This is a genomic window from Kitasatospora sp. NPDC034035 (assembly GCF_055575755.1).
In genome coordinates, this window is record NZ_JBVISA010000005.1 from 36,843 (window position 1) to 53,946 (window position 17,104).

The following is a 17,104-nucleotide window of genomic DNA, read 5'->3' on the forward strand; positions in this document are numbered from 1 at the left end:
TGACAGCCCGATGAGCGAGAAGCACGCCGCGCGGGACGAGGTGGTCTGCCGCCGGCTGGTCGGCCGCACCGCCGTGGTCACCGGCGCGGGCAGCGGCATCGGCCTGGCCGCCGCCCGCCGGCTCGCCTCGGAGGGGGCGAAGGTGGTCTGCGCCGACCTCGACGAGGAGACCGGGCGGGCCGCCGCCAAGGAGGTCAGCGGGCTGTTCGTGCACACCGATGTCACCGACCCGTACATGGTCGAGGCGCTGTTCGACGAGGCGTACGAGACCTGCGGCAGTGTGGACGTCGCCTTCAACAACGCGGGCATCTCGCCGCCGGAGGACGACTCGATCCTGACCACCGGCCTGGACGCCTGGAAGCGGGTCCAGGAGGTCAATCTGACCAGCGTCTACCTGTGCTGCAAGGCCGCGTTGCCGTACATGCGCCGGCACGGGCGTGGCTCGATCATCAACACCGCCAGCTTCGTGGCCCGGATGGGCGCGGCCACCTCGCAGATCTCCTACACCGCCTCCAAGGGCGGGGTGCTCGCGATGTCCCGCGAGCTGGGCGTGCAGTTCGCCCGTGAGGGGATCCGGGTCAACGCGCTCTCCCCGGGGCCGGTGGACACCCCGCTGCTGCGCGAGCTGTTCGCCGAGGACCCGGAGCGGGCCGCCCGCCGGCTGGTGCACATTCCGCTCGGTCGGTTCGCCCGGGCCGAGGAGATCGCCGCCGCGGTGGCCTTCCTGGCGAGCGACGACTCCTCGTTCATCACCGCGAGCGAGTTCCTGGTCGACGGCGGGATCTCCGGGGCGTACGTCACCCCGTTGTAGTCCGGTGCGCTGCTTCTCACCGTAATTTCATCGAAAACCGGGGGAATTCCGTGCCGCGCTGATTTCGCGCTTATCCGGCTGCCTTTAGATTCTCTGCTGTGAGCGAGCAGATTCCCGCCGGGTGGTACCCGGATCCGAAGGACCCCACCGGTGACCCGAGGCCGCAGCGGTGGTGGGACGGCAAGGGCTGGACAGCCGACACCCGGCCCACGCCCTCGGACGCCCCGGACTCGACCGCTCCCGCGGCCGATGCTGCGGCACCCGGCGCCCCGGAGGGCCCGGACACCCCGGAGGGCCCGGCGGCCCCGGAGGCCGGCGATCCGGGGGCGACCGATCAGACCCGGGTGCTGGAGGGCGAAGTCCTGGGCAGCGGCCCGACCGTCCGCTATCCGGAGCCGCCGCCCTTCGGCGCCGCCTTCGGTTCACCGCTGCCGCCGCGCAAGCCCCGGCGCAAGCCGTCCAAGCTGGTCGTGGCGACCGTCGCCGCCGCCCTGCTCGGCCTGGGCGCGGGCTCGGGGATCACCTACCTCGCGATGGACGGCCACGGGGACAAGCCCAAGCCGATCGCCCAGCACACCCCGCGAGGCGCCTATGGGCCGTGGGACGGCTACCCGGGCGGTGGCAATGGTGGCAACGGCAATGGTGGCAACGGCGGTGGCGGCAACGGGAGCAGCGGGGACGGCAAGGGCAACGGCAAGGGCAACGGGAACGGCAAGGTCCGGCCCGGCGCCGACACGGCGATCGACGTGGTGAACCGCCTCACCTTGCCGGTCCCGAACGGCTGGCAGGCCGGCACCACCGGCGACGGCTACGCCATGATCACCGTCGGCTCCTACGCCTGCCCCGACGGCAGTGGCGACTGTACCCTCGGCGGGGTGAACACCGGCCGGATCGACGGTGGCGGCACCGACGCCCAGACGGCGGCCAAGGCCGACATCGCGAAGGTCGCCAAGGAGTCGTACGGCAACATCACCGGGCACCAGGAGCTCAAGTCCGAGGCGGTCAAGGTCAACGGCCAGGACGGCTACCTGGTCCGTTGGAAGGTGGACGCGCCCAAGGGCAACAACGGCTACGTGGAGACCGTGGTCTTCCCGTCCGCCGACGGCAAGTCGCTGGTCTCGGTGCACTTCGGCTTCGACATCGCCGACAAGGCGCCGGACGTCGCCGTGATGGACACCATCGTCAAGGGCATCACCGACTTCAAGGGCAAGATCCCGAGCATTCCCGGGATGCCCGGCACCGGCCCGGGCGGCAGCGCGGGCTCCGGCCCCGGTGGCACCGGGGGCACCGACGGGACCGGGGGCACCACCACCTGAGCCCCGCGCTCCTCACACAGCGGCGGCCCACCCGGGAGGGAAACCCCGGGTGGGCCGCCGCCGTCATGCGGTGACGGAACCGGGCCGGACGGGGGTGTGACCGGCCCGGCCCCGCCTCCGGCGTCAGGCGTCGCGTCGAACAGCCTCGACGCGGCGGCGCCGGAGCACCATGCCCGCCCACCCGACGCCGATCGCGGCGGCGCCGGCGAGCAGCAGCGGACCGGTGGCCGAGGTGCCGGCCACGGCGGCGGAGGTGGTCGGGACGATCTGGCCGGCCGGGGCGTTCGGGTCCCCGCCGTGGCCGTGGTGGGCGACCGTGGACCTGGGCGCGTCGGCCGCGATCTGGGCGTCGCTCGGCGCGGCCGGGGCCTGCGCGGCGAGTGCCGGGGCGGCAGCGGCGGTGCTCGAGCCGAAGTCGACGTCGGAGCAGCTGTAGAACGCCTCCGGGCTGTCGCTGCGCTGCCAGACCATGTACAGCAGCTGGCGGCCGGTGCGCTGCGGCAGAGTGCCGGAGTAGGTGTAGTAGCCGTTCGTGGCGGTGCGGTCGACCTGCACCTGGGCCACCGGTGTCGGGTCGAGGTCCGACCACTTCAGCGGCTTGGTGGGGTCGTAGCTCGGCTTGGTGATGTAGACGGTCTGGGTGCCGATGTGCGGCGCGGTGGTGCGGAACTGGAAGGTGAACGCGCCGGCCTTGACCGGGGTCGCGGGCCAGTCGGTGCGCGGCCAGTCCAGCGCCTTGTACTTGTCGCGGTTGGCCGAGCAGAGCTTGCCGTCCGGGATCAGCGCCTGGTGGTTGCCGGCGGCGTTGGCGATGTTGACCTCGTTCCAGTCGTACAGCGGCTGGGTGCCGCTCGCGGCGACGAGGTCCTTGCAGACCTGGGACACCGGGTGCTCGGGGCCCTCCGCGTAGCACGCGGCGACCCGGCTGACGGGGTTGGTCATCGTGCCGTGCGCGCCGGCGGTGCCGGCGGTGGTCGCGGCCACCGCGAGGACCGCGGCGCCGACCACGCCGACGGACAGGGCACTTCGCTTGATGGACATGGGGTGGGGACTCCTTGGCCGTCGTTCCGGGCGAGTGTGGGGGAACGGACACGCCTGCCCGCTCGGGAGCCGCCGGCCCGGCGCGCGACCCCCGGCCAGAGCGTAGGATTGGTCTGGACCAGATGGCAATAGCCATGCGTGGAGCACTTGTTGACGGACTGTAGGCCGCAGAGCAGCACAAAGGCCCGATGGAGGACGGTGGTTAGCCGTTCCATCGGGCCTGGTTAAGGCTGCGGAAAGGTCAGCGCTGGATGCCGTGGATGATGCCGGCCTGGATCACGAGATCGCTGTTGACGGTCGAGTTCCCGTCGATCGTGTTGATGATGTACGTTCCGCCGGCCGACTTGCTGAACCGCTCGGGAGCGAACTCCGAGAGGATCTCAAAGAGTTCCTCGGCCGCCTGCGGGTTCTCCCGGAACAGCGCGCGCAGCCGGTTGCGGATCGCCGCGGCCTGGTCGTCCAGGACCTCCTGGTCGCCGTCGGCCTCCAGCACCTCGGCGCGGATGACCTCCAGCTCCGCGCTCGCCTGCTCGTCCCGCTCGCCGCGCCCGAACAGTCGGGCGATCCGCGAACTGGCCTGGTTCCAGGCCGCCGTGGCCATCAGGCCGGCAACCGACGTCGCACCGGACCTCACCATCTCGTGCACGAGCTCGGTGTCCATGCGCCCCCTCCCGGGTCGTACTTTCAGGTCGCCACCACCGTAGGGCAATGCCGGACGAAGCGTCAGAGGAATGTCTTCCCCTCGCCCCGGTACGTCGGTACGGTCCGCACGATCCGGTCGCCCTCGATGAGGTGCAGCTCGGCGAAGCGCTCGCACAGCTCTCCCGCCTTGGCGTGCCGGAACCAGACCCGGTCGCCGATCAGCAGGTCGTCCGCGGCGGAGCCGAGCAGGGGGGTCTGGACCTCCCCGGCGCCCTCCATCGGGTCGTAGCGCAGGCCCTGCGGCAGGTACGGCACCGGCGAGCGGTCGGGGCCGGCCGCGCCGGAGGCCGGGTAGCCGCCGCCGAGGACCGTCACCACGCCGACGCCGGGGCGGCGTACCACCGGCTGGCCGAACAGGGCGGCCGGACGGCCCCGGAACGAGCGGTAGTTGTCGAACAGCTGCGGCTGGTACAGCCCGGAGCCGGCCGCCACTTCGGTGACGGCGCGCTCGGCCACGGTGGACTCCACGCTGCCGGTGCCGCCGCCGTTGACGAACTCCAGCTCGGCCACCTGGCGCAGTCGCCGGACCACCGCCGCGCGTCGTTCGGCGAGTTCGGCCCGGGCCTTGGCCTGCATCAGCCGGATCAGCTGTGAGCGCACCGGCCGTCCGGGCATCCGGTCGCCCACCCCGGCGACGTGTCCCTCGTACGCCATCAGGCCGACGACCCGGAAGCCCCGGCGGTGCTGGACGAGTTCGGCGAAGGCGCCGAGGTCCTCGGGGGTGCGCAGCGGGGAGCGTCGGGCGCCGACCCGGACCCGGCCGCCCAGCAGGTGCAGGGCGGTGTCCAGTTCCAGGCAGACCCGGATCTCGGCGTCGCCGGTCCGGGCCTTGTCGATCAGGTCGAGCTGGTCCGGGTCGTCCAGGACGACGGTGATCTCCCGGGCGGTTTCGGGGTCGGCGGTCAGCTCGGCGAATCCGTCCCGGTCGGCGGAGGGGTAGGCGAGCAGGATGTCGCGGACGCCGGTCCGGGCCAGCCAGAGCGACTCGTCGAGGGTGAAGCTCATCACCCCGGCGAAGCCGTCGGTGGCCAGCACCCGCTCCAGCAGCGCGCGGCAGCGCACGGACTTGCTGGCGACCCGGATCGGCTTGCCGCCGGCCCGGCGCACCAGGTCGGCGGCGTTGGCGTCGAAGGCGGCGAGGTCCACGACGGCCACCGGCCCGTCCAGGTGGGCGGTGGCGCGGTCGTACCGGAGGCGGTCGGAGACCGGGGCGGGCGCGGGTGCGTCGAGGATCACCATGGGCGCAGGGTGCCACAGCGGGCTACCGGTGGGTAGGGGGCGCGTGCGGGGAAATGAGGCCGGTCGGGTGCGGTGGCATAGGGTCGGGCGGGTGGACCGCAAAGACTTCTCCAACCCGGCGTTCGTCGGCAAGAACATCCCGAATCCCGGCTTCGGCGACGACGACGGTACCGCCGACGCGGCGCTCGTCGAGGCCCTCGCCCGCTGGTCGCAGGACCGCGCGGCCGAGCCCGAGGTGCTGGCGGCGCTGACCCCCACCCGGCTGATGGTCCCGATCGTCGCGATCCTCGGCGAGGTCGAGGTGGACGAGCACGGGCACCGGCACGACAAGTCCAGCGACATGGCCGTCCCGGTGCTGGAGGCCCCGGACGGGCGCCGCGCGCTGCCGGCCTTCACCTCGCTCGAGACGCTCGCCCGCTGGCGGGCCGACGCCCGCCCGGCGCCGGTGGCCGCCCCGCAGGCCGCCATGGTGGCCTTCTCGGAGCGTGCCGACACGCTCCTGGTCGACCCGGCCGGTCCGGTGCCCTTCCAGCTGGCCGGCGCCCGGCTGCGGGCGCTCGCGGAGAACCGTCCGTTCCTGCCGCCGGCGCGGGACCCGGAGGTGCGCGAGGCGGTCCGGGCGCTGCTGGCGGCCGAGCCGCAGGTGGTCACCGGGCTGCTGGCGGCTTCCGAGGGCTCGGACGGGGTGCTCGCGGTGGTGTTCGACCCGGCGCTGGACCAGCCCGGGCTGCAGGCGGCCGCGCAGCGGGTCGGGCAGGCAGTGGCCGCCGACCCGGTGCTGCGGGTGCGGCTGGACCGGGGGCTGGACCTCGCGGTGCTGCCGGCGAGCGCCGAGCTGCCAGGGGAGCCGCTGTACCGGCGGTAAAGGCGATCGGCGGCAGAAACGATCAGGGGGCGCACCTCGGGTGAGGCGCGCCCCCTGTCGCACGGACGACACTCAGGCGTAGACCGGCCCGGTGAACTTCTCGCCCGGGCCCGTGCCCGGTGCGTCCGGGACGATGGAGGCCTCGCGGAAGGCGAGCTGCAGCGAGCGCAGGCCGTCGCGCAGCGGGGCGGCGTGGAAGTTGCTGATCTCCGGGGCGCCGGCGGTGACCAGTCCGGCGAGCGCGGTGATCAGCTTGCGGGCCTCGTCCAGGTCCTTGTCCTTCTCGCCGCCCTCGGCGAGACCGCACTTGACGGCGGCCGCGCTCATCAGGTGCACGGCGACGGTGGTGATCACCTCGACGGCCGGGACCTCGGCGATGTCGCGGGTGAGGTCGTCGAAGCCGATCGCGTCGTCGTCCGTGCCGGGGGTCTGGGTGGGCTCGCTGCTCAAGGGGGGCTCGTTCCGTCGTGCCGTGTGGGTACATGTGGAGCGTACAAGGGCCCTTCGGGGCGCGGAGAAGGCAGTGCGCCGGGGCGGAATAGCGTTCGACCTCCCGGCGCTGTATGCTTCGAGACTGACCGGCCGGGATCCCGCATGGGCGCCTGGCCAGCAAGTGGAGGCTCCACTGAGGAGGCCCGAGAGGGCAACCGCGAAAGTCTCCCACCCGATCGGCTTCGCGGTCGACGGGTCCCGGTCCGCGACGGGCGCTTCGGCGCCGAGTCGCCGCAGCGCCCCTCACCGGGCGTCGCCCCCGGTTGTGTGGAGCCCCGCTTGTACCGAGCGGGGCTTTTTTCGTGTCGCGGGTGCAGTCGGTGCCGGAAGGTGCCGGGCAGCGCAGTACGAATGAAGCCCCGCCCAGTGGTCGAGTCCACTACGTGCGACCGCCGTCCGACGGCCGCATCGCAGAAGGTGCAACCTAGGAGGCCCCATCAGCACCGAGCCCCGCATCAACGACCGGATTCGCGTCCCCGAGGTGCGACTCGTCGGTCCCAGCGGCGAGCAGGTCGGCATCGTGCCGCTTGCCAAGGCGCTGGAGCTTGCGCAGGAGTACGACCTCGACCTGGTCGAGGTCGCGGCGACCGCCCGGCCGCCGGTGTGCAAGCTCATGGACTACGGCAAGTTCAAGTACGAGTCGGCCATGAAGGCCCGTGAGGCGCGCAAGAACCAGGCGCACACGGTCATCAAGGAGATGAAGCTCCGGCCGAAGATCGACCCGCACGACTATGACACCAAGAAGGGTCATGTCGTCCGGTTCCTCAACCAGGGCGACAAGGTCAAGATCACGATCATGTTCCGTGGTCGTGAGCAGTCCCGCCCCGAGCTGGGCTTCCGCCTGCTGCAGCGGCTCGCCGACGACGTCCAGGAGCTGGGCTTCGTCGAGTCCTCGCCCAAGCAGGACGGCCGGAACATGATCATGGTTCTTGGCCCGCACAAGAAGAAGACCGAGGCGATGGCCGAGGCCCGCGCCCTCGCGGACGCCCGCAAGGCCGAGCGTCAGGGCCGTACCCCCGGCTCCGACGCCGCCCTCGCCGACGACGAGGTGGCCGAGGACCTGGCGACCGACGACGTCGTGACCGAGGACGTGGCGACCGAGGACGTGGCGACCGACGACGCCGCGACCGAGGCGCAGGACGCCCCGGCCGAGGCCGCGGCCCCCGAGGCCGACGCTCCGGTCGAGCAGCCGGCCGCCTCCCAGGGCGCCTGAGCCTTCACCGGCCAGGAGGCCCGGGAGACCGGCCCCCAAGGGTGACGGGCGCCCCGCCCGGTCACCACAGATCCATCCAGTTCACGCCCGTGTGGCAGCGCCGCGCGGGCGTGAATGGGACCGACGAGGAGATACGGCGAAATGCCGAAGCAGAAGACGCACAGTGGCGCCAGCAAGCGCTTCAAGATCAGTGGCTCTGGCAAGGTGCTGCGCGAGCGCGCCGGCCGCCGCCACCTCCTGGAGCACAAGCCCTCGACGCTGACCCGCAAGCTGGCCGGGACCGTCGAGCTGGCCCCCGCTGACGCCAAGAAGATCAAGAAGCTTCTCGGCAAGTGATCGCCTTCCCGCCCGGCGAGAGCCGTGTGCGGGGCAGCTGATCCTTCCCGACCCATTCGAATGACGGACCACGTGAAGTAGTCCGTGGTCCAACCCAAGGAGTAATCAAGTGGCACGCGTCAAGCGGGCAGTCAACGCCCACAAGAAGCGCCGGGTCATCCTGGAGCGCGCCAGCGGCTACCGTGGCCAGCGCTCGCGCCTGTACCGCAAGGCCAAGGAGCAGGTCACCCACTCGCTGGTCTACAACTTCAACGACCGCAAGAAGCGCAAGGGCGACTTCCGTCAGCTGTGGATCCAGCGCATCAACGCTGCGGCCCGTGCCAACGGCATCACCTACAACCGCTTCGTGCAGGGCCTGAAGGCCGCCAGCATCGAGATCGACCGCAAGATGCTGGCCGACCTGGCCGTCAACGACCCGGGTGCGTTCGCCTCCCTGGTCGAGGTCGCCCAGAAGGCGCTGCCGGCCGACGTGAACGCCCCGAAGGCCGCCGCCGACGCCGCCTGATCTTCCGAGATCGGTTGAGCTCTGACCGGACCCGCAGGCTCGCCTGCGGGTCCGGTTCTGCTTTACCCCCTCCGTCAGCGCCTCCAGAGAACGAGACCATGCCGAGCACCGAGACCCCCCTGCTGACCTCCCTGCGCTCGCCGCGCGTCGTCGCCGCCCGCCGGCTGGCCAAGCGCAACCAGCGGACCAAGGAGCGCCGCTTCCTGGCCGAGGGCCCGCAGGCCGTCCGGGAGGCCGTCGCCTTCGGCAGGCTGCCGGGCACGTCCGAGCACGCCGTGGTCGAGGTGTACGTGAGCCCGGAGGCCGCCGAGCGGCACGCCGGCATCGTCGAGGAGGCCCGGGCCGAGGGGCTGCCCGTGCTGACCGCCACCGACGAGGTGATCGCCGGGATCTGCGACACGGTGACCCCGCAGGGCATCGTGGCGCTCTGCCGCTTCATCGACACCCCGTTCGCCGAGGTGCTCGAGGCCCGTCCGAAGCTGGTCGCGATCCTCGCCCACGTGCGCGACCCCGGGAACGCCGGCACCGTCCTGCGCACCGCCGACGCGGCCGGCGCGGACGCCGTGGTGCTCACCGACGCCTCGGTGGACCTCTACAACCCGAAGGCCGTGCGGGCCTCCGTGGGCAGCCTCTTCCACCTGCCGGTGGCGGTCGGCGTGCCGGTCGAGGAAGCCGTCGGGAAGCTGCGCGAGGCCGGCATCCGGGTGCTCGCCGCGGACGGCGCGGGGGAGCGCGACCTGGACCAGGAGCTGGACGAGGGCACCCTGGGCGCGCCCGGCGCGTGGCTGTTCGGCAACGAGGCGTGGGGGCTTCCGGAGGAGACCCGCGCGCTCACCGACGAGGTCGTGCGCGTCCCGATCCACGGTCACGCCGAGAGCCTCAACCTGGCCACCGCCGCGGCAGTCTGCCTCTACGCCTCGGCCCGGGCGCAGCGTTCGCCCGGCGGCTGCCGTTCGAACACCTGACACACCCGGGGGCGCACCGGGATCACCCCGTTGCAAGCCCTACTGCGGGGGCCTGCGAGGCGCTAGGGTCTGCCTCGGTGGGGGGAACGGCACGGTGGGTAATCGGGGAGGCAACCCATGGTCGGCAGCGGGCCCGAGCTCGACCCGGACGACCTGCCGGACGGCCTGGTGGTCGCCGACGGGCTGGGCCGGGTGGTCTGCTTCAACCGGGCCGCGGCCCGGCTCACCGGCGTGCCCCCGGAGGCCGCGCTCGGCTGCGTGCTGGAGGACGCCCTCCCGCTGGAGGACCTGGACGGGCGCCGCTGGTGGCAGCTGACCAACCCGTACGGCGGCCTGGCCACCCGCACCCGCCAGCCGGAGCGCAACCTGCTGCTGCCCGGCGGCCGTGAGGTGCTGGTCTCCGCCCGGTACGTCCGTACGGTGCCGTGCGGGCCGCTGGAGCGCCTGGTGATCGCCCTGCGCGGCACCGAGGCCCGGCGCCGCACCGAGCGCAGCCACGCCGAGCTGATCGCCACCGTCGCGCACGAGCTGCGCTCCCCGCTGACCAGCGTCAAGGGCTTCACGGCGACGCTGCTGGCCAAGTGGGAGCGGTTCACCGACGGGCAGAAGCGGCTGATGCTGGAGACCGTGGACGCCGACGCCGACCGGGTCACCCGGCTGATCGCCGAGCTGCTGGACATCTCCCGGATCGACGCCGGCCGGCTGGAGCTGCGCAAGCAGGTGGTCGACCTGGCCGCGGCGGTGCGCCGGCACGTCGAGCGCAAGGTCGCCACCGGCATCGCCGAGGACCGCTTCGACATCCGGGTCAGCGAGCCGCTGACCGTCCTGTGGGCCGACCCGGACAAGGTCGACCAGGTGCTCGCCAACCTGCTGGAAAATGCGGTGCGGCACGGTGAGGGAACTGTCACGATCGAGGTGGCACCGGCCAAGGAGGTCGTCGAGGCACCCGTCTGGGAGCGCTCCGGCACCCCGCCCCGCATCGTGGAAGGCACAGCGGTCACCGTGAGCGACGAAGGCAGCGGCATCCCCGAGGAGTCGATGCCGCGCGTCTTCACCCGCTTCTGGCGCGGCTCCAAGCGTGGCGGCACGGGCCTGGGCCTCTACATCGTCAAGGGCATCGTGGAAGCCCACGGCGGCTCGATCCGCGTCGACCGCGCGCCCGGCGGCGGCGCCCGGTTCCGATTTATCCTGCCCGCCGGCGTACCCGACTTCATGCTCTGAGCACTGCTCCGAGAGGGCACCGGGGTCCCGCCGGACGGGCTTCGCGGCAGCGGCGCTACGCGCTGCGACTACACTCGACCTTTGGCGTCGCGCAACGCCCCGCGCGGCTGAGCCGCGGACACCCACTCCCGTGAGCCTCCGGTGAACGGAGAACCGGCTGCCCGTGCCCCGGCCCCGCCGGGCGTGACGCGAAGGCGAGCCCACACACCTGAGCACGGACGAGCAGGAGCACGGGAAAGATAGAGATGTCGGCACCCAACAAGTCGTACGACCCGGTCGAGGTCGAGGCCCTCAAGCCCGAGGTGGTGGAGCAGGCGCGGGACGAGGCCGTCGCCGCGTTCGCCGCCGCCACCACCCTGGACGAGCTGAAGCAGGCCAAGGTCGCCCACACCGGCGACCGGTCCCCGCTGTCGCTCGCCAACCGCGAGATCGGCGCCCTGCCCCCGCACGCCAAGGCGGCCGCCGGCAAGCTGATCGGCCAGGCCCGCGGGGCCGTCAACCAGGCCCTCGCCAAGCGGCAGGCCGAGCTGGAGGCGGAGCGTGACGCCCGCGTGCTGGTCGAGGAGTCGGTGGACGTCACGCTGCCGTTCGACCGCATCCCGCGCGGCGCCCGGCACCCGCTGACCACCATGGCCGAGCGCATCGAGGACACCTTCGTCGCGATGGGCTACCAGATCGCCGAGGGCCCCGAGGTCGAGGCCGAGTGGCTGAACTTCGACGCCCTCAACCTGGGCCCGGACCATCCGGCACGCTCGATGCAGGACACCTTCTTCGTCCAGGCCCCGGACGGCTCCGCCGACTCCGGCGTGGTGCTGCGCACCCAGACCTCCCCGGTCCAGGCCCGCACCATGCTCGACCGCGAGCCCCCCATCTACGTGGTCTGCCCGGGCCGGGTCTACCGGACCGACGAGCTGGACGCCACCCACACCCCGGTCTTCCGCCAGGTCGAAGGCCTCGCGGTGGACGAGGGCATCACCTTCGCCGACCTCAAGGGCACCATCGAGGTCATGGTCGAGAAGCTGATCGGCGACCACCTGGAGCTGCGCTGGCGGCCCTCGTACTTCCCGTTCACCGAGCCGTCGGCCGAGGTCGACCTGCAGTGCTTCGTGTGCCTGGGCGAGAGCGTCGGCAACCCGGACCGGCCGTGCCGCACCTGCTCCTCCGAGGGCTGGATCGAGCTCGGCGGCTGCGGCGTGGTCAACCCGCGGGTGCTCGTCGCCTGCGGTGTCGACCCCAACCGCTACAGCGGGTTCGCCTTCGGCCTGGGCCTGGAGCGGATTCTGATGAATCGTCACAACGTCGCCGACATGCGCGACATGGTCGAGGGTGACGTGCGCTTCACCCTCCCGTTCGGGATGGAGATCTGATGCGCGTCCCGCTTTCCTGGCTGCGCGAGTACGTCGACCTGCCGGCCGGCGCGACCGGCCGTGACGTCGCGGAGCGCCTGGTCCGGGCCGGCCTGGAGGTCGAGACCGTCGAGCAGATCGGCGCCGACCTCAAGGGTCCGCTGGTGGTCGGCGAGGTGCTCTCCATCGAGGAGCTGACCGGCTTCAAGAAGCCGATCCGGCACTGCTTCGTCAACGTCGGCGCCGCCAACGGCACCGGCGAGCCGCAGGAGATCGTCTGCGGCGCGACCAACTTCGCCGTCGGCGACAAGGTCGTGGTCGTGCTCCCCGGCGCCGTGCTGCCCGGCCCCTTCCCGATCGCGGCCCGCCAGACCTACGGCCACACCTCGGCCGGCATGATCTGCTCCGCCCGCGAGCTGGGCATGGGCGACGAGCACAACGGCATCATCGTGCTCCCGCCGGAGTACGAGCCCGGCACCGACGCCGTCGAGCTGCTCCAGCTCGTCGACGAGGTGCTCGACATCGCCGTCACCCCGGACCGCGGCTACTGCCTGTCCATGCGCGGCGTGGCCCGTGAGGCCGCCGCCGCGTACGGGCTGCCGCTGGCCGACCCGGCGCTGCTCGACGTGCCGCCGGCCAACTCCTTCGGCTACCTGGTCAAGGTCAACGACCCGGCCGGCTGCGACCGCTTCGTGGCCCGTACGGTCGTCGGAGTCGACCCCGACGCCAAGTCCCCGCTGTGGCTGCAGCGCCGCCTGCAGAAGTCGGGCATCCGCCCGATCTCGCTGACCGTCGACATCACCAACTACGTGATGCTCGAGGTCGGCCAGCCGCTGCACGCCTACGACAAGCAGCGCGTGGACGGCCCGATCACGGTCCGCCGGGCGGCGCAGGGCGAGACCCTCACCACCCTCGACGGCGTCGAGCGCAAGCTCTCCGCCGAGGACCTGCTGATCTGCGACAACAGCGGCCCGATCGGCCTGGCCGGTGTCATGGGCGGCGCCTCCACCGAGATCCTCGACCCGGCCGCAGGCCCGGGCACCACCGAGGTGATCATCGAGGCGGCGCACTTCGACCCGGTCGCCATCGCCCGCACCGCCAAGCGCCACAAGCTGCCCTCCGAGGCGTCCAAGCGCTTCGAGCGCGGCGTCGACCCGGAGGCCGCCCGCGCCGCCGCGCAGCGCGCCGTCGACCTGCTGGTCCTGATCGCCGGCGGCACCGCCGAGGCCGGGGTCACCGACATCGCCGCCCCGCACCCGGTGCGCACCATCACCATCGCCGCCGACCTGCCCGACCGGGTGGCCGGCACCGCGTACGGCCGCGAGACCGTCACCCGGCGCCTGCAGGAGATCGGCTGCTCGGTCGCCGGCGCCGACGTCCTGGAGGTCACCCCGCCGACCTGGCGCCCCGACCTCACCGACCCGTACGACCTCGCGGAGGAGGTCATCCGGCTGGAGGGCTACGACAACGTCCCCGCCCGGATGCCCAACGTGCCGCCGGGCAAGGGCCTGACCGAGACCCAGCGGATCAACCGCCGGATCGGCGTCGCGCTGGCCGGGGCCGGCTACGTCGAGGTCAACAACTACCCGTTCCTCGGCGAGACCGCCTGGGACGCGCTCGGCCTGGAGGCGGACGACCGCCGCCGCCGGACGGTCAAGCTGGTCAACCCGCTGAACGACGAGGAGCCGGCGCTGCGCACCACGCTGCTGCCGGGCCTGCTCGGCGCGCTGCGCCGCAACATCGGCCGGGGCAACACCGACCTCGCGATCTACGAGACCGGCACCGTCTTCCTGCCCAAGGACGAGCTGTCCGTGGCCCCGCGCCCGGCCGTCGACCACCGGCCCAGCGACGAGGAGCTGGCCGAGCTGGACGCCGCGCTGCCGGACCAGCCGCGCCGGATCGCCGTCGCCCTCGCGGGTGAGCGGCTGCCGTCGGGCTGGTGGGGCAAGGGCGAACAGGCCTCCTGGGCGGACGCCGTCGAGGCGGCCCGCACGGTGGCCCGGGCGGCCGGCATCGAGCTGACCGTCCGCCAGGGGCAGCTGGCGCCCTGGCACCCGGGTCGCTGCGCCGAGCTGCTCGTCACCGGCACCGACCGGGTGGTCGGCCACGCCGGCGAGCTGCACCCGCGGGTGGTCAAGGCGCTCGGGCTGCCGGCCCGTACCGCCGCGATGGAGATCGACGTCGACCTGCTCACCGCCGACGGCGCCGAGCGGGTCAACGGTCCGACCGTCTCCGGTTTCCCGGTGGCCACCCAGGACGTCGCGCTGATCGTCGACAAGGCGGTTCCGGCCGCCGACGTCGAGGCCGCGCTGCGCACCGGCGCCGGCGAACTGCTGGAGGCCATCCGGCTGTTCGACGTGTTCACCGGCGAGCAGGTGGGCGAGGGCAAGAAGTCGCTGGCGTACGCGCTGCGCTTCCGCGCCGTCGACCGCACGCTGACCGCGGACGAGGCCACCGCCGCCCGTGAGGCGGCCGTCGCCGAGGCCGTCGCCCGTACGGGAGCGGTGCTGCGCGGCGCCTGATGCCGTAGCGCCCGAGCAGGGGCCCCGCCCCGGACCACGAGGTCCGGGGCGGGGCCCTTCGCGTTTCTCGGATTTGACCCTGCCTGGGGTTGACGGTTCCTCAGTGAATCCTTTATCTCTTTACCTATGGAAGTAGATAAAGGAGACGACCAGCCGTCGCCCATCGAGTTCCGCCTGGACCCGGCCTCCGGTGTCCCGACCTACCTGCAGCTCGTGCAGCAGGTCGAACAGGCGCTGCGGATGGGCTGGTTGACCGAGGGGGATCGGCTGCCCCGGGTGCGCGAGGTGGTGGCCGGGCTGGCGATCAACCCGAACACCGTGCTCAAGGCGTACCGCGAGCTGGAACACCGCGGCCTCGCGGTCGGCCGCCGCGGCCAGGGCACCTTCATCAGGGGGCTGCCCGTCGGGGTGGTGCCGCTGCGCGAACGGGCCGCGCTGCGGCGGGGGCTGCTGGACTGGATGCGCTCGGCGCGGACCGCCGGGCTGGACGAGGAGGGGATGGCCGCCGTGTTCGAGGACGCGCTGCGCGACCTGCGCGAAGGCCGGGACGGGGTGGTGGCCTGATGGCCGCGGACACGGTGATCGACTGCGCCGGACTCGGCAAGCGCTACCGTCGCTCCTGGGCGCTGCGGGACTGCCGACTGGCCGTCCCCGCCGGGCACGTGATGGCTCTGGTCGGCCCGAACGGCGCCGGCAAGACCACGCTGCTCAGCCTGGCCGCCGGACTGACCCTGCCCAGCGAGGGCGCGCTGACCGTCCTCGGCGACCAACTGCCCGGCTCACCCCGGGCGTTGGACCGGATCGGCTTCGTCGCCCAGAACGCCTCGCTCTACCCGGGCCTGCCCGTACGCGACCTGCTCGCGATGGGCCGCCACCTCAACCGCCGCTGGGACGAGGCCCGGGCCCGGACCCACCTGGAGGGCCTCGGCATCCCGCTGGACCGCAAGTACGGCCGCCTCTCCGGCGGTCAGCAAGCCCAGGTCTCGCTCGCCCTCGCGCTCGCCAAGCGCCCCGAACTCCTGCTGCTGGACGAGCCCTTGGCCTCGCTCGACCCGCTCGCCCGGCACGACTTCATGGCGGTGCTGCTGACCGCCGTGGCCGAGGACGGGCTGTCGGTGATGTTCTCCTCGCACGCCGTCCACGAGCTCCAGCAGAGCTGCGACTACCTGGTGGTGCTCGGCGGCGGCCGGGTCCAGGTGGCGGGGGAGGTGGACGACCTGCTGGGCGGCCACCGGATGCTCACCGGCCCGACCGCCGAGGCGGACGGGGTCGCCGGGCGGCTGCCGGTGGTCCGCGACCGCCGGGCCGGCGCCCAGTCCCACCTGCTGGTCCGCACCGGCGGCGTGGACGCCCCGCTCTCCGACGGCTGGCGCCAACAGCGCGTCGGCCTGGAGGAGTTGGTGCTCGCCTACCTGCGCGAGCCGACCGCCTCCGCCCTCCCCGGCCCGCGCGGGGCCGTTTCACCGAACGAGAAGGTACTGCTGCCGTGAGCTCCCTGACCCTCGCGCCGCCCCGCTCCGCCGTCCTGCGCGCGGCCGGGCTGCGCCACCGGCCCGCGCTGCGGACCCTGCTGGGTGTCCTCGCCGGGCTGGCCGTCGTGCTGGCCGTCACCGGCTACTTCCTCCACGCGGGGCTCGACCGCTCCGGTGCGGGCGGCTGCGACATGGCGCTGCGGTCCTGCAACGAGCGCTGGAAGGAGTTCCTGCGTGAGTACGGCGCCGAGTTGACGGTCGGCGGGAACGTGGCCTACTTCCTGGGTGGCGCCCTCGGCGCGTTCGTGGGTGCTCCGCTGCTGGCCAGGGAGTTCGAGCACGGCACGGTGCGCTTCGCGTGGACCCAGGGAGCCGGTCGCACCCGCTGGACGGTCGGCGGGCTGGTCGTCGTCGGCGGTGTGCTGGCCGTCGCGACGGCCCTGGTGGCGGCGGTGCTGCACTGGTGGATCGCGCCGCTGACGGCGGAGGCGGGCCGGTTCGCGCCGCTGGCGTTCGCCAGCGCCCCGCTCGCGATGGTCGGCCGGGTGCTGCTGGTCTTCGCGTTGTCGGCGCTCGCGGGCGCGGTGCTGCGGCGGACGGTGGCGGCGGTGGGGATCGGGGTCGGCGCCTCGGTCGTGACCGTGCTGGTCGCCGAGTCCCTGCGGTTCGACTACCGCGCCCCGCTCCAGGACACCGTCCACACGCTCGCGCAGACCTCGCTCGACCACCGCTGGGAAGGCGGCCTCTGGGTCACCGACCCGGCGGGGAACCGCCTCGGCCTCGGCCGGCTCTACGACCTGGGCGGCGACTACTTCGGCGCCCAGAAGCTGCTGAGCGAGGGCGGCTACGCGCTGCACGAGACCTACCAGCCGGACGGCCGCTACTGGCTGTTCCAGTCCATCGAGTTCGGCTGGATGACCCTGCTCGCCGCGGTGCTCTGCGCGGTGGCGGTCTGGTGGGTGCGGCGCCGCGCGGTCTGACCTGCGGGTCCGTGGATCGCTTGAAGAGTTTCCGTCAAAACCCTTGCGGGAGCGCGGCCGGACGGCTTTCCTACTTCT

At 72.8% G+C, this 17,104-nt stretch carries 17 protein-coding genes; 13 read left to right on the forward strand and 4 right to left on the reverse strand.

Annotation, left to right across the window (positions count from 1 at the left end):
• Window positions 1-10: 10 nt before the first annotated feature.
• Together ACZ52J_RS08770 and ACZ52J_RS08775 are read left to right on the forward strand one after the other, a co-directional pair.
• Window positions 11-811, forward strand: a complete 801-nt coding sequence (locus tag ACZ52J_RS08770; RefSeq protein ID WP_465616960.1) for a 3-oxoacyl-ACP reductase — start codon at window positions 11-13, stop codon at window positions 809-811.
• Window positions 812-909: 98 nt separating this feature from the next.
• Complete coding sequence (locus ACZ52J_RS08775; RefSeq protein ID WP_465616962.1) at window positions 910-2,127, forward strand: DUF2510 domain-containing protein; 1,218 nt, start codon at window positions 910-912, stop codon at window positions 2,125-2,127.
• Between the two features lie 123 nt (window positions 2,128-2,250).
• Here the strand turns inward: ACZ52J_RS08775 and ACZ52J_RS08780 are convergent, their stop codons facing one another.
• The 3 genes from ACZ52J_RS08780 to ACZ52J_RS08790 all read right to left on the reverse strand — a co-directional run bounded on the left by ACZ52J_RS08780 (window position 2,251) and on the right by ACZ52J_RS08790 (window position 5,109).
• Window positions 2,251-3,168: a lytic polysaccharide monooxygenase auxiliary activity family 9 protein gene (locus ACZ52J_RS08780; protein WP_465616964.1), complete on the reverse strand. Its 918-nt coding sequence runs from the start codon at window positions 3,166-3,168 to the stop codon at window positions 2,251-2,253.
• 241 nt (window positions 3,169-3,409) lie between these two features.
• Window positions 3,410-3,829: a hypothetical protein gene (locus ACZ52J_RS08785; RefSeq protein ID WP_465616966.1), complete on the reverse strand. Its 420-nt coding sequence runs from the start codon at window positions 3,827-3,829 to the stop codon at window positions 3,410-3,412.
• Between the two features lie 62 nt (window positions 3,830-3,891).
• Window positions 3,892-5,109, reverse strand: coding sequence for an amino acid deaminase/aldolase (locus tag ACZ52J_RS08790; RefSeq protein ID WP_465616968.1), 1,218 nt, complete (start codon window positions 5,107-5,109; stop codon window positions 3,892-3,894).
• A gap of 91 nt (window positions 5,110-5,200) precedes the next feature.
• On the opposite strand from ACZ52J_RS08790, the gene ACZ52J_RS08795 reads away from it, so the two are divergent.
• A complete protein-coding gene (locus ACZ52J_RS08795) occupies window positions 5,201-5,974 on the forward strand; it encodes an SseB family protein (protein WP_360498357.1) in 774 nt (257 codons plus the stop codon).
• A gap of 72 nt (window positions 5,975-6,046) precedes the next feature.
• On the opposite strand, the gene ACZ52J_RS08800 is transcribed toward ACZ52J_RS08795, so the two are convergent.
• Window positions 6,047-6,424, reverse strand: a complete 378-nt coding sequence (locus ACZ52J_RS08800) for a DUF1844 domain-containing protein (RefSeq protein WP_360498359.1) — start codon at window positions 6,422-6,424, stop codon at window positions 6,047-6,049.
• Window positions 6,425-6,902: 478 nt separating this feature from the next.
• Between ACZ52J_RS08800 and infC the strand changes: the two genes are divergently transcribed.
• The 10 genes from infC (at window position 6,903) to ACZ52J_RS08850 (ending at window position 17,026) form a co-directional block, all read left to right on the forward strand.
• Window positions 6,903-7,679: a translation initiation factor IF-3 gene (gene infC, locus ACZ52J_RS08805; RefSeq protein WP_360498535.1), complete on the forward strand. Its 777-nt coding sequence runs from the start codon at window positions 6,903-6,905 to the stop codon at window positions 7,677-7,679.
• 141 nt (window positions 7,680-7,820) lie between these two features.
• Window positions 7,821-8,015: a 50S ribosomal protein L35 gene (gene rpmI / locus ACZ52J_RS08810; RefSeq protein ID WP_030055648.1), complete on the forward strand. Its 195-nt coding sequence runs from the start codon at window positions 7,821-7,823 to the stop codon at window positions 8,013-8,015.
• A gap of 109 nt (window positions 8,016-8,124) precedes the next feature.
• On the forward strand, window positions 8,125-8,520 hold the full coding sequence (gene rplT, locus ACZ52J_RS08815; RefSeq protein WP_360498361.1) for a 50S ribosomal protein L20: 396 nt from the start codon (window positions 8,125-8,127) through the stop codon (window positions 8,518-8,520).
• 98 nt (window positions 8,521-8,618) lie between these two features.
• Complete coding sequence (locus ACZ52J_RS08820) at window positions 8,619-9,485, forward strand: TrmH family RNA methyltransferase (RefSeq protein ID WP_360498363.1); 867 nt, start codon at window positions 8,619-8,621, stop codon at window positions 9,483-9,485.
• A gap of 117 nt (window positions 9,486-9,602) precedes the next feature.
• A complete protein-coding gene (locus ACZ52J_RS08825; protein WP_465616970.1) occupies window positions 9,603-10,706 on the forward strand; it encodes a sensor histidine kinase in 1,104 nt (367 codons plus the stop codon).
• A 245-nt stretch (window positions 10,707-10,951) separates the two neighbouring features.
• The gene (gene pheS / locus ACZ52J_RS08830) at window positions 10,952-12,073 is read left to right on the forward strand and encodes a phenylalanine--tRNA ligase subunit alpha (RefSeq protein ID WP_360498367.1); all 1,122 of its coding nucleotides are present in this window, start codon (window positions 10,952-10,954) and stop codon (window positions 12,071-12,073) included.
• Window positions 12,073-14,574, forward strand: coding sequence for a phenylalanine--tRNA ligase subunit beta (gene pheT / locus ACZ52J_RS08835; RefSeq protein ID WP_465616972.1), 2,502 nt, complete (start codon window positions 12,073-12,075; stop codon window positions 14,572-14,574). Before pheS ends, pheT begins: the two co-directional genes overlap by 1 nt.
• Window positions 14,575-14,700: 126 nt before the next feature.
• On the forward strand, window positions 14,701-15,138 hold the full coding sequence (locus tag ACZ52J_RS08840) for a GntR family transcriptional regulator (RefSeq protein ID WP_465616974.1): 438 nt from the start codon (window positions 14,701-14,703) through the stop codon (window positions 15,136-15,138).
• The gene (locus ACZ52J_RS08845; RefSeq protein WP_465616976.1) at window positions 15,138-16,064 is read left to right on the forward strand and encodes an ATP-binding cassette domain-containing protein; all 927 of its coding nucleotides are present in this window, start codon (window positions 15,138-15,140) and stop codon (window positions 16,062-16,064) included. Before ACZ52J_RS08840 ends, ACZ52J_RS08845 begins: the two co-directional genes overlap by 1 nt.
• Window positions 16,061-17,026: a hypothetical protein gene (locus ACZ52J_RS08850; protein WP_465616978.1), complete on the forward strand. Its 966-nt coding sequence runs from the start codon at window positions 16,061-16,063 to the stop codon at window positions 17,024-17,026. Before ACZ52J_RS08845 ends, ACZ52J_RS08850 begins: the two co-directional genes overlap by 4 nt.
• Window positions 17,027-17,104 lie beyond the last annotated feature (78 nt).